Source organism: Pseudarthrobacter sp. NPDC058329 (assembly GCF_042879835.1).
Classification (GTDB): Bacteria; Actinomycetota; Actinomycetes; order Actinomycetales; family Micrococcaceae; genus Arthrobacter.
This window is the reverse complement of sequence record NZ_JBHVZR010000001.1, coordinates 899,513-924,448: the sequence shown is the minus strand read 5'-3', so window position 1 is coordinate 924,448 and position 24,936 is coordinate 899,513. Positions and strand designations below refer to the sequence as shown.

26 protein-coding genes are annotated in these 24,936 nt (G+C 66.0%); 6 read left to right on the top strand and 20 right to left on the bottom strand.

Annotated features, from left to right (window positions below):
* Positions 1–16 precede the first annotated feature (16 nt).
* The gene (locus tag ACFVYC_RS04395) at positions 17–241 is read right to left on the bottom strand and encodes a DUF3046 domain-containing protein (protein WP_387547014.1); all 225 of its coding nucleotides are present in this window, start codon (positions 239–241) and stop codon (positions 17–19) included.
* A 41-nt stretch (positions 242–282) separates the two neighbouring features.
* On the opposite strand from ACFVYC_RS04395, the gene ACFVYC_RS04390 reads away from it, so the two are divergent.
* Entirely contained in the window at positions 283–816 is a 534-nt protein-coding gene (locus ACFVYC_RS04390) for a MarR family winged helix-turn-helix transcriptional regulator (protein WP_387547011.1), read from the top strand.
* Between the two features lie 76 nt (positions 817–892).
* On the opposite strand, the gene ACFVYC_RS04385 is transcribed toward ACFVYC_RS04390, so the two are convergent.
* From ACFVYC_RS04385 to ACFVYC_RS04350, 8 genes are all read right to left on the bottom strand, one after another.
* Entirely contained in the window at positions 893–1,345 is a 453-nt protein-coding gene (locus tag ACFVYC_RS04385) for a helix-turn-helix domain-containing protein (protein ID WP_104042778.1), read from the bottom strand.
* Positions 1,346–1,477: 132 nt separating this feature from the next.
* Positions 1,478–1,987: a CinA family protein gene (locus ACFVYC_RS04380; protein WP_387547008.1), complete on the bottom strand. Its 510-nt coding sequence runs from the start codon at positions 1,985–1,987 to the stop codon at positions 1,478–1,480.
* Positions 1,984–2,607: a CDP-diacylglycerol--glycerol-3-phosphate 3-phosphatidyltransferase gene (gene pgsA, locus ACFVYC_RS04375; protein ID WP_387547005.1), complete on the bottom strand. Its 624-nt coding sequence runs from the start codon at positions 2,605–2,607 to the stop codon at positions 1,984–1,986. The genes ACFVYC_RS04380 and pgsA overlap by 4 nt, the downstream gene beginning before the upstream one ends.
* A gap of 23 nt (positions 2,608–2,630) precedes the next feature.
* The gene (locus ACFVYC_RS04370) at positions 2,631–5,531 is read right to left on the bottom strand and encodes a DNA translocase FtsK (RefSeq protein ID WP_387547004.1); all 2,901 of its coding nucleotides are present in this window, start codon (positions 5,529–5,531) and stop codon (positions 2,631–2,633) included.
* 136 nt (positions 5,532–5,667) lie between these two features.
* Positions 5,668–7,359 (bottom strand): ribonuclease J, encoded by a 1,692-nt coding sequence (locus ACFVYC_RS04365; protein WP_387547001.1) that lies wholly within the window; start codon positions 7,357–7,359, stop codon positions 5,668–5,670.
* Between the two features lie 41 nt (positions 7,360–7,400).
* Entirely contained in the window at positions 7,401–8,309 is a 909-nt protein-coding gene (dapA, locus tag ACFVYC_RS04360) for a 4-hydroxy-tetrahydrodipicolinate synthase (RefSeq protein WP_387546999.1), read from the bottom strand.
* Between the two features lie 58 nt (positions 8,310–8,367).
* Positions 8,368–9,150, bottom strand: coding sequence for a carbon-nitrogen hydrolase family protein (locus ACFVYC_RS04355; protein ID WP_387546996.1), 783 nt, complete (start codon positions 9,148–9,150; stop codon positions 8,368–8,370).
* Between the two features lie 34 nt (positions 9,151–9,184).
* Positions 9,185–9,547, bottom strand: a complete 363-nt coding sequence (locus tag ACFVYC_RS04350; protein ID WP_387546994.1) for a hypothetical protein — start codon at positions 9,545–9,547, stop codon at positions 9,185–9,187.
* An 86-nt stretch (positions 9,548–9,633) separates the two neighbouring features.
* Between ACFVYC_RS04350 and ACFVYC_RS04345 the strand changes: the two genes are divergently transcribed.
* On the top strand, positions 9,634–10,866 hold the full coding sequence (locus tag ACFVYC_RS04345; protein ID WP_387546993.1) for a heparan-alpha-glucosaminide N-acetyltransferase domain-containing protein: 1,233 nt from the start codon (positions 9,634–9,636) through the stop codon (positions 10,864–10,866).
* Positions 10,867–10,921: 55 nt separating this feature from the next.
* Here ACFVYC_RS04345 and ACFVYC_RS04340 read toward each other — a convergent pair whose 3' ends face one another.
* The 7 genes from ACFVYC_RS04340 to ACFVYC_RS04310 all read right to left on the bottom strand — a co-directional run bounded on the left by ACFVYC_RS04340 (position 10,922) and on the right by ACFVYC_RS04310 (position 16,648).
* Positions 10,922–11,407 (bottom strand): hypothetical protein, encoded by a 486-nt coding sequence (locus tag ACFVYC_RS04340; protein WP_387547153.1) that lies wholly within the window; start codon positions 11,405–11,407, stop codon positions 10,922–10,924.
* Positions 11,408–11,409: 2 nt separating this feature from the next.
* Positions 11,410–12,180 carry a 4-hydroxy-tetrahydrodipicolinate reductase gene (gene dapB, locus ACFVYC_RS04335; RefSeq protein ID WP_387546990.1) on the bottom strand — a complete coding sequence of 257 codons (771 nt, stop codon included), beginning with the start codon at positions 12,178–12,180 and terminating at the stop codon, positions 11,410–11,412.
* Between the two features lie 113 nt (positions 12,181–12,293).
* The gene (locus tag ACFVYC_RS04330; protein WP_387546988.1) at positions 12,294–12,770 is read right to left on the bottom strand and encodes a molybdenum cofactor biosynthesis protein MoaE; all 477 of its coding nucleotides are present in this window, start codon (positions 12,768–12,770) and stop codon (positions 12,294–12,296) included.
* Positions 12,760–13,281: a molybdenum cofactor biosynthesis protein B gene (locus tag ACFVYC_RS04325; RefSeq protein ID WP_387546985.1), complete on the bottom strand. Its 522-nt coding sequence runs from the start codon at positions 13,279–13,281 to the stop codon at positions 12,760–12,762. The genes ACFVYC_RS04330 and ACFVYC_RS04325 overlap by 11 nt, the downstream gene beginning before the upstream one ends.
* Positions 13,278–13,772, bottom strand: coding sequence for a cyclic pyranopterin monophosphate synthase MoaC (moaC, locus tag ACFVYC_RS04320; protein WP_387546982.1), 495 nt, complete (start codon positions 13,770–13,772; stop codon positions 13,278–13,280). The genes ACFVYC_RS04325 and moaC overlap by 4 nt, the downstream gene beginning before the upstream one ends.
* Positions 13,760–15,073, bottom strand: coding sequence for a gephyrin-like molybdotransferase Glp (gene glp / locus ACFVYC_RS04315; protein WP_387546979.1), 1,314 nt, complete (start codon positions 15,071–15,073; stop codon positions 13,760–13,762). The genes moaC and glp overlap by 13 nt, the downstream gene beginning before the upstream one ends.
* A gap of 21 nt (positions 15,074–15,094) precedes the next feature.
* The gene (locus ACFVYC_RS04310) at positions 15,095–16,648 is read right to left on the bottom strand and encodes a molybdopterin-dependent oxidoreductase (RefSeq protein ID WP_387547150.1); all 1,554 of its coding nucleotides are present in this window, start codon (positions 16,646–16,648) and stop codon (positions 15,095–15,097) included.
* Between the two features lie 189 nt (positions 16,649–16,837).
* On the opposite strand from ACFVYC_RS04310, the gene moaA reads away from it, so the two are divergent.
* The 4 genes from moaA (at position 16,838) to ACFVYC_RS04290 (ending at position 20,464) form a co-directional block, all read left to right on the top strand.
* On the top strand, positions 16,838–17,962 hold the full coding sequence (moaA, locus tag ACFVYC_RS04305) for a GTP 3',8-cyclase MoaA (RefSeq protein ID WP_387546976.1): 1,125 nt from the start codon (positions 16,838–16,840) through the stop codon (positions 17,960–17,962).
* A 5-nt stretch (positions 17,963–17,967) separates the two neighbouring features.
* On the top strand, positions 17,968–18,234 hold the full coding sequence (locus ACFVYC_RS04300) for a MoaD/ThiS family protein (RefSeq protein ID WP_387546974.1): 267 nt from the start codon (positions 17,968–17,970) through the stop codon (positions 18,232–18,234).
* A 243-nt stretch (positions 18,235–18,477) separates the two neighbouring features.
* The gene (locus tag ACFVYC_RS04295) at positions 18,478–20,037 is read left to right on the top strand and encodes an HNH endonuclease (RefSeq protein ID WP_387546971.1); all 1,560 of its coding nucleotides are present in this window, start codon (positions 18,478–18,480) and stop codon (positions 20,035–20,037) included.
* A 130-nt stretch (positions 20,038–20,167) separates the two neighbouring features.
* Complete coding sequence (locus ACFVYC_RS04290; protein ID WP_387546969.1) at positions 20,168–20,464, top strand: DUF4190 domain-containing protein; 297 nt, start codon at positions 20,168–20,170, stop codon at positions 20,462–20,464.
* Between the two features lie 13 nt (positions 20,465–20,477).
* On the opposite strand, the gene ACFVYC_RS04285 is transcribed toward ACFVYC_RS04290, so the two are convergent.
* The 4 genes from ACFVYC_RS04285 to leuA form a co-directional block, all read right to left on the bottom strand.
* A complete protein-coding gene (locus ACFVYC_RS04285) occupies positions 20,478–20,933 on the bottom strand; it encodes an SRPBCC family protein (protein ID WP_387546966.1) in 456 nt (151 codons plus the stop codon).
* 78 nt (positions 20,934–21,011) lie between these two features.
* On the bottom strand, positions 21,012–21,473 hold the full coding sequence (locus ACFVYC_RS04280; protein ID WP_387546963.1) for a DUF1579 family protein: 462 nt from the start codon (positions 21,471–21,473) through the stop codon (positions 21,012–21,014).
* Between the two features lie 41 nt (positions 21,474–21,514).
* On the bottom strand, positions 21,515–22,858 hold the full coding sequence (locus tag ACFVYC_RS04275; protein WP_387546960.1) for a M16 family metallopeptidase: 1,344 nt from the start codon (positions 22,856–22,858) through the stop codon (positions 21,515–21,517).
* Between the two features lie 108 nt (positions 22,859–22,966).
* Positions 22,967–24,706, bottom strand: coding sequence for a 2-isopropylmalate synthase (gene leuA, locus ACFVYC_RS04270; RefSeq protein WP_387546958.1), 1,740 nt, complete (start codon positions 24,704–24,706; stop codon positions 22,967–22,969).
* Positions 24,707–24,936 lie beyond the last annotated feature (230 nt).

Sequence of the window (24,936 nt, the reverse complement as noted above, 5' to 3'; positions counted from 1 at the left end):
TGTCAGGAGAAACCGCTCATTCCAACCGGGGCTTGATGTCCCGGCCCAGCCGCCGGTCCGCCGGAACGTCCTGCACGTCGCAGACCGCCAGCCACACCTTCCGCGGCTCCACGCCGGCAGCCAGCGCCTGGTCTGCGGTGCGCCCGCCCACCCCGGCCAGAACCAGGGTATTGCTGAGGACCCGCGAGTACCCGGCGCCAAATTCGTCATCCATGAGTCGCCAATAATCGCTGATTCGCACCAGAAAAGTCTCTCACGGTCCCGCACCCTAGAATTGTTGCCATGAGCAACTCCCCTGCCGTCCCGCCCGCGCACGGCCGCGAGGACGACCCCAATGTGGACGCCGCGCTGCAAAACGTGGAACACCAGATCAGCCTCTTCTGGCGGCGTGCCCGCGCCATCTCCAACCAGCTTTCCCGCCAGGTGCACCCGGACATGGAACCCGCGGCCTACGGCCTGCTGACGGTGATCCGGCGGGAGGGCCCCATCCGGCTGACGGACCTGGCCATGAACATCGGCGTCGGCAAACCTTCCGTGAGCCGGCAGATTGCCTTCCTGGAAAGCATCGGGCTGGTATCCAAGGAGGCTGACCCGCTCGATGGGCGGGCCCAGGCCATCCGGCTGACCCCCAAGGGGGAGGAAAAGATGCACCAGGTCCAGGACGCCCGGCAGCAGGTCTTCCGGGAGCGGCTGGGTGAATGGCCGGTGGAGGACCTGCAGGAGCTGGCCCGGTTTATGTCGAAGCTGAACTCCACGTATGAGCGTGACGGTTTCCCGCACGACGGCCCCCCGGCCCCGGCTGCCGGGAACCAGTAGCCGGAAACAACTGAAGCCTCCGGCGGACCGCCGGAGGCTTCAGTGTTGCAGGGCCACCTGGTGGGTGGTTCAGCCCTTACCGGGCGCCTGAGAACAGGCCCGTTGAAAGTTCGTCGTTCAGCTCATTGTTAAGGTCGCGATCAAGGTCACGTCCGTAACGCTGGGAGAATTCCTGGGGTACGGTGTCCGGCACGGCAACGCCTTCGGCTACTGCCACACGGTCACTGACCTCCCGAAGCATGCTGGACAAGGGAACGTCCAGGGCCGAGCAGATCGAGGACAGCAGCTCGGAGGATGCTTCCTTCTGGCCGCGCTCAACCTCGCTGAGGTAACCCAAGGAGACACGGGCGCTGTGCGAAACTTCACGGAGCGTGCGCCCCTGACGCTGGCGAACATCGCGCAGGACATCACCGATTTCGTGACGAAGTACAACCATCTTGCGCTCCTTTTGTTCACTCTTAGCCTGATCGGCGAGGCCCACATCCTTCCAGCGGACAACGCCGTTTACGGATACGGGCTGCTTTACCATCTGTATCGCCTTGCTCCTCATAGTCCGGTCCGCCGTAAGCGAACCATTAGTGTTTTCATCCTAGGCGCCTCCGCTCTCCGGAAGCGACACAATGTAATAACTAATCGGTACCGGCTTTTGTTCCCGACAACTTTACCGGCGGGTAACTTCAGGAGCCAGCGCTTCGAGCAGCCGTTCCAGGGCAGCGCCGCATGCTTGCCCGCGGATCTCGGCCCGGCTCCCGGAAAACGAATACTGGAAGCCCGCTGATCCCGCACCTGTTGCGATGCCGATGTACACCGTTCCCACGGGCCTTCCGTTGTGTGCTTCCGGCCCGGCCACCCCTGTGGTGGAGACGCCGATGTCCGCGCCAAGAGCCACCCGGGCACCGTCGGCCATCGCTGCGGCGACGTCACCGTCCACGGACCCGACGCCGGCCAGGAGTTCGGGGGAAACCTTCAGGACATTTTCCTTGACGGAGTTCTGGTAGGCCACCACGCCGCCCTGCAGCATGCCGGAGGCTCCCGGGGTATCGGCAAGGACTGCGGACACCATTCCGGCTGTCAGCGACTCTGCCGTGGCGACGGTGCGGCTCTGCTCCAGCGCCTTCCTGACCGCCTGTTCCGACAGATGGTGAAGGGAAACGTGGTGGACGTTGGTCATGCCTGCTCCTGCCGCTTTCCCTTGGACCGCAGGCGCAGCGCCTCCACAACGTACTCGACGCCGGTCCACACCGTGATCAGTACGGCCACCATCATCACGGCGAAGGCTACCCAGCCAAGCCATGGCGCGATCGCTGCGAGCGGCAGGAGGTACAGGAAGATGGCGGCGGTCTGGACCACCGTTTTAAGCTTGCCGCCGCGCGACGCCGGGATGACGCCGTACCGGATAACAAAGAACCGCAGGGCGGTGATGCCCCATTCGCGGACCAGAATGACAAGGGTGACCCACCAGGGCAGTTCGCCGAGGACGGACAGCATCACCAGGGCGGAACCGATCAGCAGCTTGTCCGCGATTGGATCGGCAATCTTGCCGAAGTCGGTCACGAGGTTCCGGCTCCTGGCGATGTCGCCGTCGAGCTTGTCCGTGTAAATCGCCACAGCGAACGCCGCCGCCGCCACCCACCGCCACGGCCCTGCCTCGCTGTGCAGGCCCGGCGCGTCCAGGATCAGGAACCAGACGAAAAACGGCACCAGCGCGATGCGGAGCATGGTCAGGACATTGGGGAGGTTCCAGACCCCGGCACGGCCCTTGCCGGCGGCGGTTGCATCGGTGCTAGTCACGTTTCTAGGCTACCGTCTTTGGGCTAGCGCCCGGTCAGGGACCAGGCGTCTTCGGAGCCCTCGTCTTCGTCATAGCCGCCCGGCGGGGAGTCCGAGCCATCGTAATATTCGACGTTCTGCTTCCGCTGGTCCAGGTCCGCGGCCACCAGGTCCTCGGCGTAGCCGCCCTGGGCGATGTTGGAGTTGGCGTTCTCGCTCAAGGCGGCCGTCTGGGCGTCGGGTGCTGCCGGGGCTTCCTGGCCCTTCATGGCAGCGAGGACAGGCGCGAGGTCGTCCGGTTTCACCAGCACATCACGGGCCTTGGAACCTTCGGAGGGGCCAACAACTCCCCGTGATTCGAGCAGGTCCATCAGGCGCCCGGCCTTCGCGAAGCCAACACGCAGCTTGCGCTGCAGCATGGACGTGGAGCCGAACTGTGTGGTGACCACCAGTTCCGTGGCCTGCAGCAGCACCTCGAGGTCGTCTCCGATGTCGTCGTCGATCTGCTTCTTGGGCGCTTCCGCCGCGACGTCGTCACGGTAGGTGGCCTGAAGCTGCCCCTTGACGTGCTCAACCACCTTGTGGATTTCGGATTCCGTGACCCAGGCGCCCTGGACGCGCATGGCTTTTGAAGCGCCCATCGGCAGGAAGAGCGCATCACCCTGGCCGATAAGTTTCTCCGCACCCGGTTGGTCCAGGACCACGCGCGAGTCCGTAACCGAGGAGGTGGCAAACGCCATGCGGGACGGGACGTTGGCCTTGATGAGGCCCGTGACCACGTCCACCGACGGCCGCTGGGTAGCCAGGACCAGGTGGATGCCGGCCGCGCGTGCCAGCTGCGTGATGCGGACGATCGAGTCTTCAACATCGCGTGGCGCCACCATCATGAGGTCAGCGAGCTCGTCCACGATCACCAGCAGGTAGGGGTACGGGCGGATGACGCGCTTGGAGTCGACCGGTGGCTGGACTTTGCCTGCGCGGACGGCCTTGTTGAAGTCGTCGATGTGTTTGAAACCGTAGTTGGCGAGGTCGTCGTACCGTGCGTCCATCTCCCGGACCACCCACTGGAGCGCCTCCGCTGCCTTCTTGGGATTGGTGATGATGGGCGTGATGAGGTGCGGGACGCCTTCGTAGGCGGTCAGTTCCACACGCTTGGGGTCCACCATCACCATGCGCACCTCGTCGGGGGTGGAGCGCATCAGGATGGAGGTGATCATCGAGTTCACGAAGGAGGACTTACCGGCACCGGTGGCGCCGGCCACCAGCAGGTGGGGCATCTTGGCGAGGTTGGCCACCACGTAGCCGCCTTCAACGTCCTTGCCCACGCCCATCACCATCGGGTGGTCGGTGCGGCGCGCGTTCTGGCTGCGGAGCACGTCGCCCAGGGACACGGTCTCGCGGTCGGTATTGGGGATCTCAATGCCGATGGCGGACTTGCCCGGGATGGGGCTGAGGATCCGCACGTCGCTGGAGGCCACGGCGTAGGAAATGTTCTTGGACAGCGCAGTAACCCGCTCCACCTTGGTCCCGGGGGCAAGTTCGATTTCGTACCGGGTCACGGTGGGACCGCGGCTGAACCCCGTAACGGTGGCATCGACGTTGAACTGCGTCAGGGTGTCAGTGAGGGCGGCGACGACGGCGTCATTAGCCTCCGTGCGCTCCTTCGGGATGGAGCCCGGGGTGAGGTAGTCCGAGGCAGGGAGAGTGTACGTCACGTCGCCCACGAGGGACAACTGCTCGGTCCGCTGCGGGATGGGGACGGGCGGCGGCGCCGGAGCCACAGGGGTGGACGGCACGGCGGGTGCCGCGGAGGCGGCCTGGCCGCCGGGAGCGGACATGCCCGGCGTGATCATTGGGATGGCTTCGGTGGCGTTTTCACCCGGCCCGGCGGACGCAGCGGCGCCCAGGCCCTGGGCCGCCTTGATCTTTTCGACGGCGATCTCCGCCTGGGTGGGACGGCGCACCCCCGGCGCCGGGCGGGGCGGCTGCTGCTCTTCGTCGTCGTCAATCACGGCATGCTCAAAGGCTTCGTCGCCTACATAGCCTTCCAGGCCGGCGTCCGCTTCCTCATCCTTGCCGAACAGGCGGCGCTTCTTCTTTTTGGGTGTGGGCGGGGTCCGTTCCAGGTAGCTGCGGTCGTGGCGGTCCGTGTCCTTTTCCGGGTCCAGCAGGTCGATGCCCATGAGGTGCTCGTAGGCACCGCGCAGCCGCCGCGGGATGGCGCCGAACGGGGTGGCGGTGATGATGAGCAGGGAAACGAAGGCCAGAACGCCGTAGAGCAACAACGGAACGGCCGGATGAATGGCGGCCAGGGGCGAGGCGCCCAGGAATCCCAGCATGCCGCCGGCCTGGCGCAGCCCGTCAAAACCTTGGGCGACCGTGGGCTGGCCGCCCACGACGTGGGCCAGGCCGCAACCGGCGAAGGTCATGATGAGGAAGCCGATGCCCACTCTGTTGTTGCCCCGCCCGTCCGAGGGGTGGCGGAAGAGCCGGAAGGCACACACAAAAAGCATCAGCGGGAGCAGCAGGGAGATCCACCCGAAGGTACCGTTCACTACGCTGTAGACGGCGTCCGGGAACCAGCCGGTGAGGCCCCACCAGGCGAAGGTGGCGACGAACACGCCAAGAGCCAGGTTGAAGAGGGCAGCACCATCGCGGCGATCGTCGGCCGGAAGGTCGCTGACGTCATGGCCAATGCGCCGCACTCCCCCGCCAACGAGGTGGCCAATGCCCAGCCACGCCCCGCCCACGACCCTCAGCAGCCAGGGCTGGTGCTGTTCGACGGCGGGAAGCTGGCGGGTCCGCGCCGTACCGGAACTGCCAGTCCGCCCGGACTTCGCTGCCGTGGTTTTTGCTGCCGTGGAGCCGGAAGCGCGGCCGCCGGATTTGCTGCCGGAGCTGGCCCTGCTTGAACCATTGGGCGCGGAAGTAGTACGAGGGGCCATACCAGCCACGGTACCGGAACTGCGCCGGTATTCCGGGAATTTGAGGGCCGGACAGTCCCGGTTCGGACCGCTTAAACATCTCCGGCCCGTACTCCCGGTCAAACGGGGAGTACGGGCCGGAGCCGGTGGCGGACTGCTAGGCCTCAAGCACCACGGGGATGATCATGGGCTTGCGGCGGAGCTTGCGGTTGACCCACGTGCCTACGACACGGCGGACCACCTGCTGGAGCTGGTGGGTGGTGTGGTCGGTCCGGTTCAGCACCGCCTCTTCCAGCGCGGCGTTGATCTTGGGGATGATCTCGTCGAACACGGCGTCGTCCTCGGCCACGCCGCGGGCGTGGATCTCCGGCCCGGACACCACCTTGCCGGTAGCGCGGTGGATCACCGTAATGATGGAGATGAAGCCCTCATCGCCCAGGGTCTGGCGGTCCTTGAGGTCCGCCTCGGTGACCTCGCCGACGCTGGATCCGTCGACATAGACGAAGCCCACTTCAACCTGGCCCACGACGTCTGCCCGGTGGTCCTTGAGGTCGATCACGGTGCCGTTGTCGGCGAGGATCACGCTGGCTTCCGGGACACCGGATTCGATGGCGATCTTGCCGTTGGCAATCAGGTGGCGCGTTTCACCGTGCACCGGCATGGCGTTGAGCGGTTCCAGGATGTTGTAGCAGTACAGGAGTTCGCCGGCGGCTGCGTGCCCGGAGACGTGCACCTTGGCGTTGCCCTTGTGGATCACGTCGGCGCCCAGCTTGAGCAGGCCGTTGATGATCCGGAAGACGGCGTTTTCGTTGCCGGGGATGAGGCTGGACGCGAGGATGACGGTGTCACCGTCGCCCACCACCACGCGGTGGTCGCCGTTCGCCATGCGGGACAGCGCAGCCATCGGTTCACCCTGGGAACCGGTGGACATCAGCACCACGCGGTTGTCCGGCAGGTTGTCGATGTTCTTGATGTCCACGATGAGGCCCGGCGGGACGTCCAGGTAGCCCAGTTTCTCCGCGATGGCCATGTTCCGGACCATGGACCGTCCGACGAAGGCCACCTTGCGGTTGTGCTTCGCGGCAGCGTCCAGTACCTGTTGGACCCGGTGCACGTGGGATGAGAAGGAGGCCACGATGATCCGCTTGGTGGCCTGGCCGAAGAGGCGCTCCAGCGTGGGGCCGATTTCCTTCTCGGCCGTGGTGAACCCGGGGACATCCGCGTTGGTGGAGTCCGACATAAAGAGGTCAACACCCTCTTCGCCGAGCTTGGCGAAGTGCCGCAGGTCGGTGATGCGGCCATCAAGGGGAAGCTGGTCCATCTTGAAGTCGCCGGTGTGCAGGACGGTGCCGCCGGCGGTCCGGATGAAGACGGCGAGGGCGTCGGGTATGGAGTGGTTAACGGCCACGAACTCGCATTCGAAGGGGCCGAACTTCTCTACCTGGCCCTCCTCGACGGTGAGGGTGTAGGGCCGGATACGGTGTTCCTGCAGCTTCGCCTCGATCAGGGCAAGCGTCAGCTGCGAACCCACCAGCGGGATGTCGTTGCGGAGGCGCAGCAGGTAGGGAACAGCGCCGATATGGTCCTCGTGCCCGTGGGTGAGGACAACAGCCACGATGTCGTCCAGCCGGTTCTCGATGTAGGAGAAGTCAGGCAGGATCAGGTCGACGCCGGGCTGGGTCTCCTCCGGGAAGAGGACGCCGCAGTCCACGATCAGCAGTTTGCCGTCGATTTCGAACACGGCCATGTTCCGGCCGATCTCCCCGAGCCCGCCAAGCGGAACGATCCGCAGCGTGCCCTGTGGCAGGCGCGGAGGGGTGACAAGGCCGGTTAGGGCGATTTGGGTCATATTGCACTACTTTCCAGGCGGAAGGGTGCCGGTCTCAGCCCTCAGGAGAAGACCAGCCCCGCTTCCGCCAAATCCCCGCGGATGGTTTCGATCTCGGCTTCGTCCGGCTCCACGAGGGGCAAGCGGACAATCGAGTTGGGCAGGACTCCCTGCCATTTAAGAATCTGTTTGGCCGCAACGGCGCCCTGGACCCTGGACATGGTGGCGCGGACCACGGGCTGAAGCTCAAAGTTGATCTTCCGCGCGGTTTCGAGGTCGTTGGCGTTGACCGCATCAATGAGGCCGCGGAACTGGCGGGTGGCCACGTGCGTGGTGACGCCGACAAGGCCGACGGCGCCCAGGGCCATCCAGGGGAGGGTCAACCCGTCGTCCCCGGAGTAGAACAGCAGGTCGGTTTCTGCCATCACCCGGGTCGCCGCGATGAAATCGGCCTTGGCATCTTTGACGGCCACAATGTTGGGGTGCTGCGCCAGCCGGATCATGGTTTCGGGTTCGATCGGGATGGAGGACCGGCCCGGAATGTCGTACAGCATCACGGGCACGTCGGCTGCAGTGGCGATGGCCTCGAAGTGTGCGCGCAGTCCGGCCTGGCTGGGCTTGTTGTAGTAGGGGGTCACCAGCAGGATGCCGTCGACGCCGAGTGCTGCAGCTTCCCGGGAAAGGTGCACTGAGTGCGCGGTGTCGTTGGTGCCGGTGCCGGCGATGATGGCCGCACGGTCTCCGACTGCCTCCTTGACGGCGCGGAACATGCCGAGGTTCTCTTCGTCGGTGAGGGTGGAGGTTTCACCCGTGGTCCCGGTCACCACCAGGCCGTCGCAACCGTCGTCGACCAGTTTGGTGGCCAGTTCCGCTGCCTGCTGGTAATCCACGGCGCCGTCTTTGGTGAATGGAGTCACCATGGCGGTCAGAAGGGTGCCAAGGGCAGGAATGCGCGCGGAAATGTCAGCCATGGAAAAAACGTTACCCTGTCCCCGGCTGGTTAGGACAATGGGACCGGCGTGATGAAGGTCAAATAGAGTTTTCTCCGGCGGCAGCGCCGGAGTGCCGGCGGTATTTTTCGAGCCGGCTTCGCTGCAGGACGCAGGGAACAACTTCAGTCCGGGTTCCCACTGCCTGCTTCATGGGGTAGCCGTCCGGGCCCCAAAAGCCGCTCAAGCCACATGACTCGCCCAAGGGACTCCGGCCGCCAAGGTTGGCGAGGAGCGAGAACATCCGGTGGTCCATAGCCCGCGCTCCGAGGTGGAGTCCCAGCCGGTGGTCCTCCTCCTGGGTGTAAAGGGCGGACACGCAGTACAAGTCAGCATGTGCGGCCGCAGCGTCTGCAGCGTGTGCAGGCGCGGAAGCGTCCGAGCAGAGGGCGAGTGCGATCCTCCAGCCGTCCACTTCGATCATGGTGGTGCCCTCCCCCGGCGTGAACAGCTCCTGCTCCTGGCCGTGCAGGTGTGTCTTGTAGGCCGTTTCGGTACTCCCGTCCGGATGAAGGGCAAGCGATGCCAACCGGGACGTACCATCGCCCTCGCGGAACGCCGCGCCGACGACAGCCGTAATTCCGGTCCGGCGGCACAACTCCCGGACATCGCCAAGACGGTGGTCATCCGGCACCAGCCACGCATCGGAGTCGTTCAAGAGATCCAGCCGGTAGCCGGTGAGGGAGAGTTCCGGAAAGACCACCAGGCGGGCGCCGTGGTCATCGGCGTCCTCGATGAGGCGCACATGCTCGGCGGCGTTGGCCGGGATACCCCCATCCAGCGGCAGGTATTGGACGGCGGCGGCGGGGAGGGTGTCTGTCACGCTCCCATCCTAGGCAGCCGCCCGTACCCACGCCTCAGCGGCGGCGGTCCTTTTCGGTGCGGGGAGGCTCCCCCGGCCCGGGGTGGCAGTACCTGCCGAGCGCCGCCTGCCGCAGCCCCTCCGCCCATCCGGCCAGCCGCTGGGCCGCCCTGACGTAATGGAAGAGTTCCACGGGTGTCAGTGCGTCAATATCCGTCTCGCCCAGCCGGCGTGCCAGTTCGGCCCCTTCCGGCTGCGCGTCCAGGCTGGGCCCTTCCCTCTCCCACTGGATATCCTCCGCGGACTTTCCGGCCACCAGTTGGCGAAAGAGGTAGTCAACCACTCCGGGGCTCATGGCCTTCAGCGGCCCGGGATGCGGGGAGTCCCAGGCGGGAACTTCAGGAGATGGGGTCTTCATGCCAGCAATGTTATTCGAACATATATTCGAACACAAGGGCAGTCGCTTGACAGCCCCTGCACAGCCGGGTGTGAGACGATCTGGTCATGACCTCCCGTAACGCCGCCTCCGCCAGGACTGCTGCCGGCCGGTCCGTCCCGGCCCGGCTGTATGGCATTGACGCGGCCCGCGGGCTGGCCCTGCTGGGAATGATGGCCACCCATCTGCTCCCCACGTTCGAATCGAACGCCGACCTGACCCCCACCTGGATTGGCCTGACCTTTTCCGGCAGGGCTGCGGCACTCTTCGCAGTGCTGGCAGGCGTGGGCCTCGCGTTGTCCACCGGGAAGCACAAGCCGTTGGATGGTTCCGACCTTTCGGCAGCCCGGCGGGGAGTGGCCCTGCGGGCCCTGGTGATCGCCGCCGTCGGACTCAGCCTGGGCGGCCTCGAAGTGAACCTGGCCATCATCCTGGTCCACTATGCAGTGCTGTTCCTGTGTGTCCTGCCGTTCCTGGGCATGCAGCTGAAGCAGCTCCTCGGCTGGGCCGCGGGCTGGATCCTGGCCTCTCCGGTGCTGGCGTACCTGCTGCGTCCCTGGCTGCTGGCCGCGGACCCGCCACTGCGGCTGGGACACAATCCCTCCTGGGAGGACCTGGCCACGCCAACCCGGCTCCTTGCCGACCTCTTCTTCACGGGCTATTATCCAGTTTTCCAGTGGCTGTCCTACCTGCTGGTGGGGCTCGTCGTCGGCCGCCTGATGCTCAACAAACGGCTGGTCCCCTGGGTGCTGCTGATCGGCGGCATTATTGTCGCCTTCCTGTCCAAGGCCCTTGGCACCGCGGCCATGGAAAGCTGGGGCGGCCGGGCAGCCCTCGAACGGCTGCTGGACTCCCCCGGCTACCCGCTGCACAATGTTCTGCAGGTCAATCTGACGGGCATCCCGCAGGAGGGGTCCTGGTGGTGGCTGGCGTCGGCGGCGCCCCATTCGGCCACCCCGCTGGACCTGCTGCATACGTCTGCGGTGGCGGCTGCGGTGATCGGGGCCTTCCTCCTGCTGGGCAGGTTGGCCGAATGGGTGGCGTTGGACCTGCTGCTGCCCCTGCGCGGTGCGGGCGCCATGACCCTGACCCTGTATTCAGTCCACGTGTGGGTGGTTTCGGGCTTCTACCTGAAGCCCCTGCCGGCCGGCTGGACGGAGGACGCCATGTACTTCGCCCAGGCTGCCAGTGCAGTGGTGGTGGGCATCGTGTTCGTGCTGCTGAAGTGGCGCGGGCCCCTGGAATGGCTGGGGCACGCTGCCAATCAGGTGGGCCGCGGCGGCGCCAAGGCCATCCGCTAACATCCTTCGGCTGACGCCGGAGCCCTGCCTCCGGAGTCGGTTGGCAGCGCCCGGGTCAGGGCTGGGCCGGAACGTTGCCGCGGAATAGCTTGACGGCGTCCCGCATGGAGGCGCGGGCGCGTTTACGGTCGCCGGCGGCGTCATAAGCGCAGCTGAGCCGGAACCAGGACCGCCAGTCCTCCGGTGCTGCTTCAGCCTCCGCCCGGTACTTCTCGAATTCGGCATCGGCTGCGGACCGGACAATCCGGCCTGCCGGCGTCCTGGGCAGCTCGTCCACCGGAAGCCCGCCTTCGGCTTCGAGGACTTTCGCCATCTGCTCGGTGCGGGCCCCAAACATCAGTTCCCGGACCAGCGCCCAGGCACCGATCACGGGCAGTACGAGGTAGGCCGCTCCGATGGCTACAGCAGCAGGGTTACTGTCCGTCAGCAGCAGGACCGAGCGCTGGAAGGACACCACCAGGTAAAAAACCAGGAGCAGCGTAACCGCCCCAACCCAGATCTTGGTGCGGTTCTTCCGGAAGCCAGCCAGCACTCCGCCCACGGTCAAAGCCCCAGGTCCAGGTAGCCGTCCAGGCCTACCGTCAGCCCTGGGTGGGCCGCTACCTTGCGCAGTCCAAGCAGCACGCCCGGCATAAAGGAGGCGCGGTCGAACGAGTCATGGCGCAGGGTCAGCTGCTCGCCGGCGCTGCCGAGGAGAACTTCCTGGTGGGCGACGAGGCCGCGGAGCCGCACGCTGTGGACCCGTATGCCGTCCACCTCGCAACCGCGGGCGCCGGCGAGTTCGCTGGTTGTCGCATCGGGGCTTGGCGGCATCTGGGCGGCACTGCGTTCGGCGGCGATGAGCTCTGCCGTGCGGACAGCTGTGCCCGACGGCGCATCCACCTTGTCCGGGTGGTGCAGTTCGATGATTTCCACTGATTCGAAGTATTTGGACGCCTTCGCGGCGAAGGCCGAGGCCAGCACCGAGCCCAGGGCGAAGTTCGGCGCGATCAGGACGCCGGTTTCCGGGTGGTTTTCCAGCTGGCCTTCCAGCGCGGACAGTTTGCCGCCGTCCCAGCCCGTGGTGCCCACAACGGCGTGGATGCCGTGTTCGACGGCGTAGCGGACATTCGCTTCAGTGCTCTCGGGAACCGTCAGGTCCACCACGAATTTGGCGCCCGCTACCGTGAGCTGGTCCAGCGAGTCGCCGCGGCCCAGGGCGGCCACGAGCAACATGTCCGGCGCGGCTTCGATGGCTTTTACGGCTTCGGCGCCCATGCGCCCGTTTGCACCCAGCACGGCAACGGGCAAGGGAGCAGAAAGTTGTTCGGTCATGCGTTAACCCTACCGGTGGGCTCGCGGCGCACGGGAACTGCGAAGTGTGGGTTACCTCGCAGGCAACCGGGTGGAAACTCCCGGATGACCGGGAGTTTCGCTGTGGGCCCGGGTCAGCTGCCCGCGCCCACCCATTCCACTGTTCCGTCGGTAAAGAACTGTTCCTTCCAGATGGGAACCTGCTCCTTGATCCGGTCCACCAGCTCGGAGCAGACGGCGAACGCCTGTCCCCGGTGGGCTGCGGACACGGCGCACACCAGCGCGGGGTCGCCTATTTCCAGCATGCCGATGCGGTGTGCCGCCCAGATCCGCACAGGCTGCTTGGAAGCACCCCCGGCGCTGTCTCCCTGGGCCTGCTGTTCGGCAACGAGGCGGGCAACGACGTCGGCCATCACCTGGTGTGCCGTGGGGTGCGTACTGTAACTGAGGCGCTCTACTGCCTTGCCGCCGTCGTGATTCCGCACCACGCCGCTGAAGCTGACCACCGCGCCGGCGGTATCGCTTTCCACTGCCGCGATGGCCTGGTCCACGGAGATGGGTTCCGCGCTCAGGACCGCGTTGACCACCTCGAATGCTGTTTCAGTGCCCATGTCCGCCTTCCAGTTGGTCGCAAAGGTGCCCGATCACCGGGTCCAGGACGGTCAGGCCGTCCATAACCCCTTTGGGTGATCCGGGCAGGTTGATGATGAAGGTCTGCCCTGCTGCGCCCGCATAGCCGCGACTAAGGGCCGCCAGCGGAGTTTTCGCGGCGCCCGCGCGGCGGACCGCTTCCATGATGCCGGGGATTTCACGGTCCAGCAGCGGCAGCGTGACGTCCGGTGTGCGGTCGTCCGGGCTGAGGCCCGTGCCTCCGCTGGTGATAACGACGGCGGGCCGCTGGGTCAGGAGGGCCCGGATGGCCGCGCCCACCGGCTCGCCGTCCGGAACCACCATGGCGGGGAACACGGCAAAGCCGTGTTCGGTCAGCCAGTCGGTGATCACGGGGCCGGTTTCGTCGTCGTAGATTCCCGCGGCGGCCCGTGTGGAGGCGATCACGACCCCGGCTTTCCGGCCCTGTACGTCGCCGTGCCGGTGGGGTTCGGGCGTGTTGGGAGTGGTCACAGTGTCCAGTCCCCGCTCTTGCCGCCGCTTTTGGCGAGCACCTTGATGTCGTTCAGGACGGCGTGTTTGTCCACGGCTTTGATCATGTCGTAGACGCTGAGGGCCGCAACGGAGGCTGCCGTGAGCGCCTCCATCTCCACCCCGGTGACACCGCGGGTCTTGACCGTGGCCAGGATTGAAACGGCATCAATGCCAAGTTCGAAGTCCACGGTGACCTTGGACAGCGGCAACGGATGGCACAGCGGAATCAGGTCGGGGGTCTTTTTGGCGGCCATGATACCGGCGACCCTTGCCACGGCCAGGGCGTCACCCTTGGGCAGGCCGCCGGAACCGAGCAGGCCCAGGACCTCCGCGGTGGTTCGGACTGTGGCGGTGGCGGTGGCTTCCCGGGTGGTTTCGGCTTTGGCGGAGACATCCACCATCTGGGCGCTGCCGTCCTGGCGCAGGTGCGTCAGCGCGGCCGGGGATTCTTCTGCATTCACAGCATCCATACTTCCACCTCCGCCCCCGCCGCGAGCGCGGCCACTCCTTCGGGAACGTGAACCAGCACATTGGAGCCCGCGAGCGCATGCATCAGGTGCGAGCTTTCCCCGCCCTGCAACTCGACGGTCCCGTCAGGCTGCAGGGTGCCGCGGCGGACCTGGTGCTTGTGTTCAGGGGATTTGAGCGGCTGGGCCAGCCGGGCGCGGAGCGGCAGGCGGAGCGCCGGGGCACCGAGCAGGCCGGCCAGGACAGGGCGGAGGAACATCTCGAAGGACACCAGGCAGCTGACCGGGTTTCCGGGGAACCCCAGGACGGGGCGCCCTTCGAACGTGCCGATCCCCTGCGGTCCCCCCGGCTGCATGGCCACGTGCAGGAACTCCACCGGCTGGTCTTCCATCGCCTGCCGGACCACCTCGTAGGCGCCCTTGCTGACCCCGCCGGTGGTGACGATGAGGTCCACCCCGCCGCCCTCGGCCCGGAGCAGTCCGCGGAGCTTTTCCGGATTGTCCGTGACGATGCCTGTCCGCCGGACTTCCAGTCCGGCCTGCCTCATGGCGGCTTCCAGGAGCGTGCCGTTGGAGTCGTAGATCTTGCCGGCGGGGAGGTCCTGGCCCGGTTCCACCACTTCGTCGCCCGTGGTCACCAAAAGGACGGTCACGGCCTGGTGGACCGCCACCTCGGAGATGCCGAGCGCCGCCAAAAGACCCAGCTGTGCCGGGCCCAGGAAAGTCCCCGCTGCCAGGGCCGTCCCGCCGGCCCGGATGTCACTGCCGGTGTCCCGCACAAAGGTGCCGGGCGCTGCCGCAGGCAGCTTCACCGTTGCCCGCCCGGAGTGCGGCAGGAATCGGTCCGGTATGGCCCGCTCAATGGGGACGACGGCGTCGGCCCCCTCCGGGAGCATCGCCCCGGTCATGATCGGTGCAGCCAACCCGGGCACTAGGGCTGCGGGGCTTGCGCCGGCCGGGACGGGAGGCATAACGCGCAGCTCCGTTCCGCCGTCGGGCACGTCCGCGGAACGGATGGCATAGCCGTCCATCTGCGAATTGGCGAAGGGCGGCAGGCTGATGGGGGCGGTGATGTCGCTGGCCAGGCCCCGGCCCAGCGCCTGGCTCAGGGGCAGCAGCTCGGTCCGGTTGAGTGACCGCAACGGACGCAACAGTTCGGCGACGGCAGCCACATGATCAGCCACGGACCTCGCCCGGTGCCCGCCCTGATGCCCCCGGTGGCCGGCTGGAGGCGTGGTTGGGTGCAGCGCTTGATCCAGTGACGTTGCATGCGGGGACGTTCCATGTGGTTGCGGGCTGGTCATGGTTCCGCCTTCGGTAAGCCATCAGGGTTGCACGTCCACTCTAATCGTGTGGAAGCCGGTGGCTCCGTCAGGCGCAACCGGCTTGCTCTGCTCCTCCTGGACCTGCGCTGCGAGATCCGTGGCGCGGACCTGCACCTCGTACTGCCCTGCCGTCAGGTCCATACCCAGCTTCCATTGGTACCAGGTGTCCAGCGAGATGCCTGCCGCCAGTTGAGCCTGCTGCCACGGCCCGCGGTTCATGCGGAGTTCAACCTTGCCGATGCCTGTGTGCTGGGCCCAGGCGATGCCGCCGAACACAACGGTTCCCGCCTTCACCTGTCGGCCGGTGCGCGGCACGTCGATCCTGGAGGATGTTTTGATGGGACCCCGCTCTGACCAGCCGCGGGGCGTCCAGTAGGCGACGTCGTCCGCGAACCTGGTGACCTTGAGCCCCGTGACCCATTTGGTGGCCGACACGTAACCATAGAGTCCCGGCACCACCAGCCGCACGGGGAATCCGTGCTCCAGGGGCAGGGGCTCCCCGTTCATTCCGACGGCGAGCAGGGCATCCCTGCTGTCGGTGAGGACCTCAAGGGGTGTGCCCGCTGTCCAGCCGTCCACGCTTCGTGAAAGCACCATATCCGCTCCGGGCTGAGGCCCTGCAAGGGCGAGCAGTTCACGGACGGGCCAGCCCAGCCAGCGTGCGTTGCCTATGAGGTCTCCGCCCACATTGTTGGACACGCAGGCGATGGTCACGTGGCGTTCGGTCAGGGGTTTGGCAAGGAGTTCGGCGAAGGTCAGCTCTACCTCCCTGTCCACCATTCCGGTGACTCTCAGGACCCACGTGTCCGGGTTTATGGCGGGAACCGTGAGGGCCGTGTCGATGCGGTAGAACTCCGGATTTGGCGTGACCAGCGGCTGCATGCCGTCGACTTTCGCTTCAGCGGCTGCCGGTATGGCCGGCGCCGGTGAGCCCGGGGCCGGCAACACCACACGGCTCCTGGCTTCGCTGACAGCCGCTGCGGCGCCGCGCCATGTCGCTGCCAGCGCTCCGCCAATGACTGTGAACGCTGCTCCGCCTGCCAGAACCTGCAGGAAGCGACGGCGGCCCGGTGCGGCGTCGGCTCCTGCCCCTGGTGCGCTCCCCCGGTCCTGAAGCCGGCGGATCAGGAACCTGAGCAGCGCCGCGGCCGCGGCGGCTGTAAGGACCGCCAGCGCAATCGCGTTGAAGGAGGCTTGGGCGCGGGTCAGGACGGCCGTCAGGCCCACTAGCCCAAAGAGGGCGACCACCACGACGCCCATAAAGCGGCGCCGGTCCTCCACCGCTCCCGCCAGCGCGGCCAGTACAACCATCACCAGGGCCATGCCCACCAGGAGGGCTACCTTGTCCGCAGTGCCGAACAGCGCAACGGCCCAGTCCTTGACACCGGGAGGAACGGCATCGATGACAGCGCCGCCAACGGCCGTTAGAGGCGATAACGACGGACTGACCAAGCCCGCCAACAGTTCCCCCAGCACCACCGCACTGCCCACCGCAACTGCGCCTGCAGCGGCCGCCAGCCACCCCCGCCGCCGCAGCCCGTGCCCGTGCGGCAGTAAAGGCGCCGGACGCTCCGGGAGCTGCGTCCCGCCGTCGTGCGCTGCCTGCTGTGGCTGGGTTGCGTCCACTCCTACAGCTTATGTTCGCCGGCAGCCGCGGCGCCCGTCCGGCCCGTAGATTCTGCTGCTGTGGCTGGATGGCGTCACGGGTGTGATGCGCACCCCAACGTGGCGTAGCCTGAATTCATGAGTGTCCAGCTAGGCATGCCCCAGCCTCGGGAAGAAGCAGCATCCCTGCCGCCGGTTCCCGGTGCCCGCCCCGCTGAAGCTCCGGCCGGACTGGCCGACCGCTACGGACGCCGCGCCACGGACATGAGACTGTCGCTGACGGACAAATGCAACCTTCGCTGCACGTACTGTATGCCTGCCGAGGGCCTGGAGTGGCTCGCAAAGCAGGCGGTTATGTCAGCCGGGGAAATCGTGCGGATCGTGAGGATCGGCGTCGAGCAGTTGGGGGTCCGCGAACTGCGTCTCACAGGCGGCGAGCCACTCGTGCGGCACGACCTGGTGGACATCATTGCAGCCCTCCGCAGCAACCACCCAACCCTGCCCATCTCGATGACGACCAATGGCGTGGGGCTGGCGAAAAAGGCGGCGCCGCTGAAGGCTGCCGGGCTGACCCGAATCAACGTATCCCTGGACTCGCTTCATGAGGAAACCTTCACCCAACTGACGCGAAGGCCGTTCCTCAACCAGGTGCTGGCCGGGGTGGACGCAGCCTGGGCGGCCGGTCTGGGCCCGGTCAAACTGAACGCTGTGCTGATGCGGGGCATCAATGACGCCGAGGCGCCGTCGCTGCTCGGGTGGGCTTTGGAGCGCGGCTACGAACTTCGTTTTATAGAGCAGATGCCCCTGGACGCGGATCACGGCTGGACTCGCCGGAACATGATTACGGCCGCCGAAATTCGTCAGATTCTCTCCACCGATTTTGTCCTCAGCCCTGATCCCCGCGCCCGAGACGGTGCTCCGGCGGAGCGTTTTGAAGTACGACGGCGGGTGGCCGGGTCTGCTGGTTTGGATGGTCCCGCCCTGGGAACCGTGGGGATTATTGCCTCCGTGACCGAACCGTTCTGCTCCGATTGCCGCCGGACCCGGATCACGGCAGAGGGCAAAATCATGAGCTGCCTGTTTTCCCGGGAAGAGGTGGACCTGCTGGGCCTCCTCCGCTCAGGAGCCAGCGACGAAGCCCTCGCCCAGCGGTGGCAAAACGCAATGTGGCTCAAGCCGAAAGCCCACGGAATGGACCACGTGGGACTTGATGCTCCGGACTTCGTCCAACCGGACCGCAGCATGAGCGCCATCGGGGGCTGACACTTTTGAACGTACGTTACTTCGCTGCCGCACGCGCTGCGGCAGGCCTGGAGGAAGAGAACTTCGACCTGGCGCCCGGCGCCACCGTGGCTGATCTCCTCGAGACCGTTCTGTCCGTGCAGCGCCCTGAGCCTCCTGCCGGCACTCCCCCGCTGCCCCGCATCCTGTCGCGGAGCAGCTTCCTGCTCAATGAGGTGGCTGTGCGGGACCACTCCGTTGTCCTGAAGGCCGACGACGTGGTGGATGTCCTGCCTCCCTTCGCCGGGGGCTAGGGAGCACCTTTCCTGCGTTTTGGTTTGCCCGCACCAGCTGGACTGGCTGGGCACGGGAATGTCGGTGCCTCGATGGATGATGTTTCCATGGAAAACGTGGCGGGCACGGCAGGTGAGGCGATCGGCTCGGCTGCGCTGATTCCATCCGCCCCGGCTGCTCCAGTCCTCCTATCGGCCTCGCCCGCGCGCAGCCCCGGCCCAGGTCCAGGCCAAATTGTCGGCGCCTCGATAGATGATGTTTGTATGGGAAACGGCGCGGGCGTCGCAGCAGCGATGGAAGGCATCCATGGTTCCGTCGCGCGCCTAGATGCGCTGTTCTTCGAGGACGCCGCCCTTGAAACCGGTGCCAGTGCCGGTGACGCGGTGGATGTGCTGCAGCGCCAGTACGAAATCCGCCTGGAGCGGATGACGGCAGTGAAGCAGCTGGAAGCGCAGCTCGCCGCGGTCAAAGCCCGGGACGCGGCTGAGGCCCTCGGCATCCAGCACGCCATGACCCCACCGGACTTGCCCGTGCACGAGCGGACCTATGCCGAGATGTCAGCGGTCGAGGAGATCGCCGGGGTCCTGACCATCAGTTCCGGCGCCGCCGGGGCGCTCGTCAGCCAGGCCCGTCAACTCTGCGCACTGCCCCTGGCCGTGGCCGCCCTGTCGGCCGGGACCATCTCCTGGCAGCACGCCAGGATCATCGCCGACGAAACCGAAGGCCTCGGCCCCGCCGGCGCCGCGGCCCTGGCAGCGCACTTCTTGGACCCGGACGCACCCAACCCGGCCCGCGGAGCCGCACCCGGGGAACTCGTCCCCGCCCGGTTCCGCGCCAAAGTCCGCACCTGGCGCGAACGCCACCACCCCGAAACCCTCGAAAAACGCCACACCAAAAGCGCCGCCGACCGGCGGATGGAATACACCCCCGACCGCAACGGCATGGCCTGGATCTCGCTCCACCTGCCCGGCGACACCGCCTGCGCCATCTGGAACCGCACCACCGCCCTCGCCCGCGGCCTCCAAGGCCCTGACGAGCCCCGGACCATGACCCAACTACGCCCCGACATCGCCGCCGGCCTCCTCCTCGCGGCGCCCGCCGCAGGAAGCGCCCGCCGCGAGGACACGGGCCTAGGTGCACCTGCAGAAACGGACACTGCAGAACGGGACACCGCGGAGAGGGCGGCGGCCAACGGGCCCCCGGCAACCGACGGAATCGCAACCCTGGGAAACATCCTGGCGCCCAAGGCGGATGTTCTCGTCACCGTCCCGGTCTTCTCGCTGCTCGGCCGCACCGACGAACCCGCCCTCCTCGACGGGTACGGACCCATCCCGGCCTCCATGGCCCGCAAACTCGTCGCAGACGGCGCAAGCTCCTTCTACCGGGTACTCGTCGACCCCCGCGACGGCGCACCACTGGAAATCGGCCGCATCAACTACCGCCTCACCACCGCCATGAAAAAAGCACTCCGGCTCCGCGACGGAAAATGCACCTTCCCCGGCTGCAACAACAACTCCCCCGACAACGAAGCCGACCACCTCAAAGCCTGGCAACACGGCGGGACCACAGGCATCAGCAACCTGGCCCAACTCTGCCCCAAACACCACCGCCTCAAACACCACAGCGGCTGGAAACCCACACCAGCCACCCGGAACGAACCACCCGGCTGGACCTCACCCACCGGCAGACACTACAAAGCCGAACACCACCACTGGGAACCACCCCACTGGCCACCCGGGTCCTTACCAGCGGAAACGCCAAGGTCCCTGCCCGCAGAGAAAAGCCCCTTCGAAGACGCCCTCGTGGACCTGCTAACCGGGTGAGGTGCTGTGCTGCCTCCCGGCACGTTCGCCCAACGGCAGCTGGAATTCGCGGCCTGGCGGAACCACACCACCCGCCCTGGTTACAGGTGCCCGGTTAGACTCACTCTTACATCGAGTTTGGGGGAACGGAATGAACACACCTACAGAGCCGACCTACACATCAGTTGGTCGACTAAACAAACTGGCCGTCGCAGCCATGATTCTGGCTGTCATTGCAACTTCGGGGTTTTGGGTTTTTGGGGTCGCCGTTCTTGCTGTTTTTGCAGTGGGGGCCGGGCACGTCGCCCTTAACCAAATCCAACTCGGAGACGAGCGCGGCAAGGGGTTTGCCATCGCTGCCCTCGCCGTTGGGTACGGCATAGCAACAATTGCTCTGATCAGCACCCTGGGATTCATACCGGGCGCAATCCAACAGTTCTCGCAGTAATTCGGACGGCTGGCTAATCCGTAGTCGATTCACCCGCAAGGTGCCTGTTGCGCGTCTCGATGAGGTTTTGAAGGTATCGGGCCAGCACCAGTTTCTCGACCAGTCGTCCTATGGGGCCGAACGGTGCTGTGAACTCGACACGATCCACCATCGTGGTGCCCGTTGAGTCCTGGCGGAACTCATGGACATGCCGAAACCGTCGAAAGGGACCCTGGACCTGCTCGTCCACGAAATAGTCAGGCGACTGCATCTCAGTAATGCGACTGGTCATCTCCAGGGGGACGCCGAAGTGCCAAGCCCGCCATGTCACTTCCTCGTTCAAGGACAGCAGTCCGGACGTCACGCCAGCGACTGCCTCTTCGAGGGATTCCGCCATTGAATCCTTGTGCACATCGACGCTCCGGGCAAGGTCGAACAGTTCGGCTCGGGGCAAAGATACCCGCGTTGTGCACACAAAAGAGACGGCCATGGTCCGAGTATTGCAGCTCATCAAGCCGCAGCCTTAATCGAAAACGAGGCCGAACCTGCGCCGTTGCCGGCTTGTGATTCAAGCGCGCCGACACTCAGAAATCATAAACGGCCGGTACTCCTCGGCCATACCAAGGCGCAGTTCAGCTGTGTGGGTGAGGGTGTCGCCGTCGAGCCTGAAAGTGTGGCGGGCCGAGCCCCGATCACTGTGCCGCTCCACGCGGAGGACGCCACCGTGCCATGTGCAGCGCTCCGGCGTGCCTGGCGGCAATCCGGAGCTGTCCACGTAGTACCAAAGGATGTCGTGGTGGTCCGGATCAACGGTGAAGATGCCGTGCCCTTCGAAGTGTCGACCGTCCACTTCTGCGTGGCGGTACGTCTGCACGACGGCGGACCCGCCGGCCACCTGGGTGTAGGTGACCTCGGCGTCGACGGTCCGCTCAGGACCCCACGGGCCTGCCGCCAAATGGGCAGTCCCTTTCCAGTGGCCAAGGAAGCCTGCCAGGGCTCCCGGACCACGGCCCGGCAGGGTTCGCTCCACGGTCCCTCACCTCCAGTGCCAACTAGTTCCGCAGGCCGCCGTCAGAGTCCGAACGTTTCCGTTTCCTCGAACGGTCCGACAACGGTCACGGTCCGGGGCGCCGCAGCCAGTTCAGCCGCAAGGTCCTGGACCTGCTCGGCAGTAACCGACTTGATCAGCCGCAGTGTCTCATCGATGTCCTGGTACTCGCCGGAAACGAGCTCCGCGCGGCCCAGCCGGGACATCCGCGAACCGGTGTCCTCAAGTGCCAGAACGATTCCGCCGCCCAGTTGGCCCACGGCCTTGCGCAGCTCGTCTTCGGTGATTCCATGCTCCGCGAGCTTGTCCAGTTCCACGCCGAGCAGGTCCAGGACCTGCCGCACCTTGGACGGCGTGCACCCTGCATACATGCCGAAGTACCCGGCGTCGGCGTAGGAGGAAGCAAAGGAGTACGTGGAATACACCAGGCCGCGCTTCTCGCGGATTTCCTGGAACAGGCGCGAAGACATACCTCCACCGAGCACGGCGTTCAGGACACTCATCACGTAGCGCCGTTCATCGGTGGCAACGATGGTGGGGCAGCCCATGATGATGTTCGCCTGCTCCACAGCGCGCTTGACCACGTGTAGCCCGGCCGTCCCTGCGATCAAGGCCCGGTCGGTGGAACGCCGTTCCACGGGCGCGGCATCAGCCTTCAGCGACCACCCGGCAGTCTTGAGGGCGTTCACCACAAGGTTGCAGACGACGTCATGCTCCAGGCCGCCGGCGGCGGTGATCACCAGCTCGTCCGGCCGGTAGTAGCGCTGGTAGTGCTCCCACACGGAGTCGCGGGCCACGGCCTTGATGGCGTCCGGGGTGCCGCCGATGGGGCGTCCGAGGGGGTGGCTGCCCAGGACGGCGGACACAAAGTGTTCATGGGCGACGTCTGTGGGGTCGTCGCTGTCCATGGCGATTTCCTCAAGGATGACGTCGCGTTCCTGCTCCATCTCGGCCGGGTCCAGGACGGCCCCGGTGATCATGTCCGCGATGACGTCGATGGCCATGGGCAGGTCCGAATCCAGGACCCGCGCGAAGTAGCACGTGCTTTCCTTGGCTGTGGCAGCGTTTGACTCGCCGCCCACCTCGTCGAAGGCCGAGGCGATCTCCAGGGCGGTACGGCGTTTGGTTCCCTTAAACAGGAGATGCTCCAGGAAGTGCGTGGAACCATGCTGCCCCGGAGCCTCGTCCCGGGACCCGACGCCTACCCAGAAACCGATGGTTGCCGACCGCTGGCCAGGCATTGCCTCTGTCAGCACCCGCACTCCCCCGGGCAGCACAGAACGCCGGACCTCGGAGCCGCCGTCGGAACCGTGGACCAGGGTGTCGCCGCGGTGATTCTGCTCAAGCGGCAGGGGTACAACAGTCATTGAGGCCTTTCAAAAGGGGCAGCCGGGATCTGGCTGCCATCGTAACAGCGGCGGGGGGGGGGGGGGGGTCCCCCCCCCCCTGGGGCCCCCCCCCCCCACGGCGGTGCGTCAGGCCTGTGCGTACCGGATGGCGCGGTTGACCGCAGAAATCACGGCTTTGAGGGACGACATGCTGGTGTTGGCGTCAATGCCCACACCCCATAGCACCCGCTCCCCCACAGCGCATTCCACATAGGCAGCTGCCATGGCGTTGCCGCCCTCGGAGAGTGCGTGCTCGCTGTAGTCCAGGACGCGGACGTCCACGCCGTCCTCCCGCAGGATGCTAAGCAGCGCAGCGATGGGACCGTTGCCCGTACCGGTGCGCTGAGCCTCGACACCATCCACGGTGAGCGAGGCGTGAAGCGTCATGCCGCCGTCGTTATCTGTTTCAGTCTTGACCGCGCCCAGGGAGTAGCGGCCCCACTGTCCGTCCGCCTTGCCGGAGGGCAGGTACTCATCCTGGAATACCTGCCAGAGCTGGGCGCCGCTGACCTCTCCGCCCACAGTGTCGGTGCGCTTCTGGATGACGCCGGAGAATTCGATCTGGGCGCGGCGCGGCAGGTCCAGGCTGTGCTCGTTCTTGAGCAGGTAGGCCACGCCGCCCTTGCCCGACTGGGAGTTGACCCGGATAACAGCTTCGTAGCTGCGGCCCAGGTCCTTGGGGTCCACGGGCAGGTACGGGACCTGCCAGGTGAAGTCGGCAACGTCCTTTCCGGCGGCAGCAGCATCGCGTTCCAGCGCCTCGAAGCCCTTCTTGATGGCGTCCTGGTGTGAACCCGAGAAGGCAGTGAAGACGAGGTCGCCACCGTAGGGTGAACGCTCGGCGACGGGCAACTGGTTGCAGTACTCCACGGTCCGGCGGATGTCGTCGATGTTGGAGAAGTCGATCATGGGGTCGATGCCCTGGACAAAGAGGTTCAGGCCCAGCGTGACCAGGTCCACGTTGCCGGTCCGCTCGCCGTTGCCGAACAGGCAGCCCTCGATCCGGTCGGCACCGGCCATATAGCCCAGTTCTGCAGCCGCAACACCCGTTCCGCGGTCGTTGTGAGGGTGCAGGGACAGGATGATGCCTTCGCGGGGGTGCAGGTGGCGGCTCATCCACTCAATCGAATCGGCGTACACGTTCGGGGTGGCCATCTCCACGGTGGCGGGCAGGTTGATGATGACCTGCCGGTCCGCGGAAGCCTCAAATACGTCCGCGACCGCGTTGCAGACCCGCACGGCGTATTCGAGCTCTGTACCGGTAAAGGACTCCGGCGAATACTCATAGGTCACATGCGTGTCCACAAGGGTCTCTTCGTACTTCTTGCACAGCCGCGCACCCTGGAGTGCGATGTCCAGGATTCCGTCCTCATCCTGGTTGAAGACCACGCGGCGCTGCAGCACGGAGGTGGAGTTGTAGAGGTGGACGATGGCCTGCTTGGCGCCCACCAGGGACTCGTAGGTCCGCTCGATCAGGTGCTCGCGGGCCTGCGTCAGGACCTGGATGGTGACGTCGTCCGGGATGTGGTTGCCCTCGATGAGCTGGCGGACAAAGTCGAAGTCCGTCTGGGACGCCGACGGAAAACCTACCTCGATCTCCTTGTAGCCCATCCGTACCAGCAGATCGAACATCTTCATCTTGCGGGCCGGGCTCATGGGGTCGATCAGCGCCTGATTGCCGTCGCGCAGGTCCACTGCGCACCAGCGCGGGGCCTTGGTGATCAGTTTGTCCGGCCATGTGCGGTCCGGCAGCTCAACCTTGATCTGGTCCTGGAACGGCATGTAGCGGTGGGCGGGCATTCCGGAGGGCTTCTGTGCGTTTCGCATTACTATCGGGGCCTTTTCTGTGGTTCTTCCTTGAAAGGGTGGCCGGGCAACACAAACTCCGCAGCGAGGGTGGGCCTTGCGCTAGATCGCGTCTGAGGCCTCGCCGCGGCAGCTAAGAAGAAGAAGGTCTGCACGCACCATTTGAGAGTAACACGGGTGCGTAAGATGAAAGAGCACTACCGTCCGTTACGTCCACCATGCAGACGCCGACCGGTACTCCGCCGGCGGAG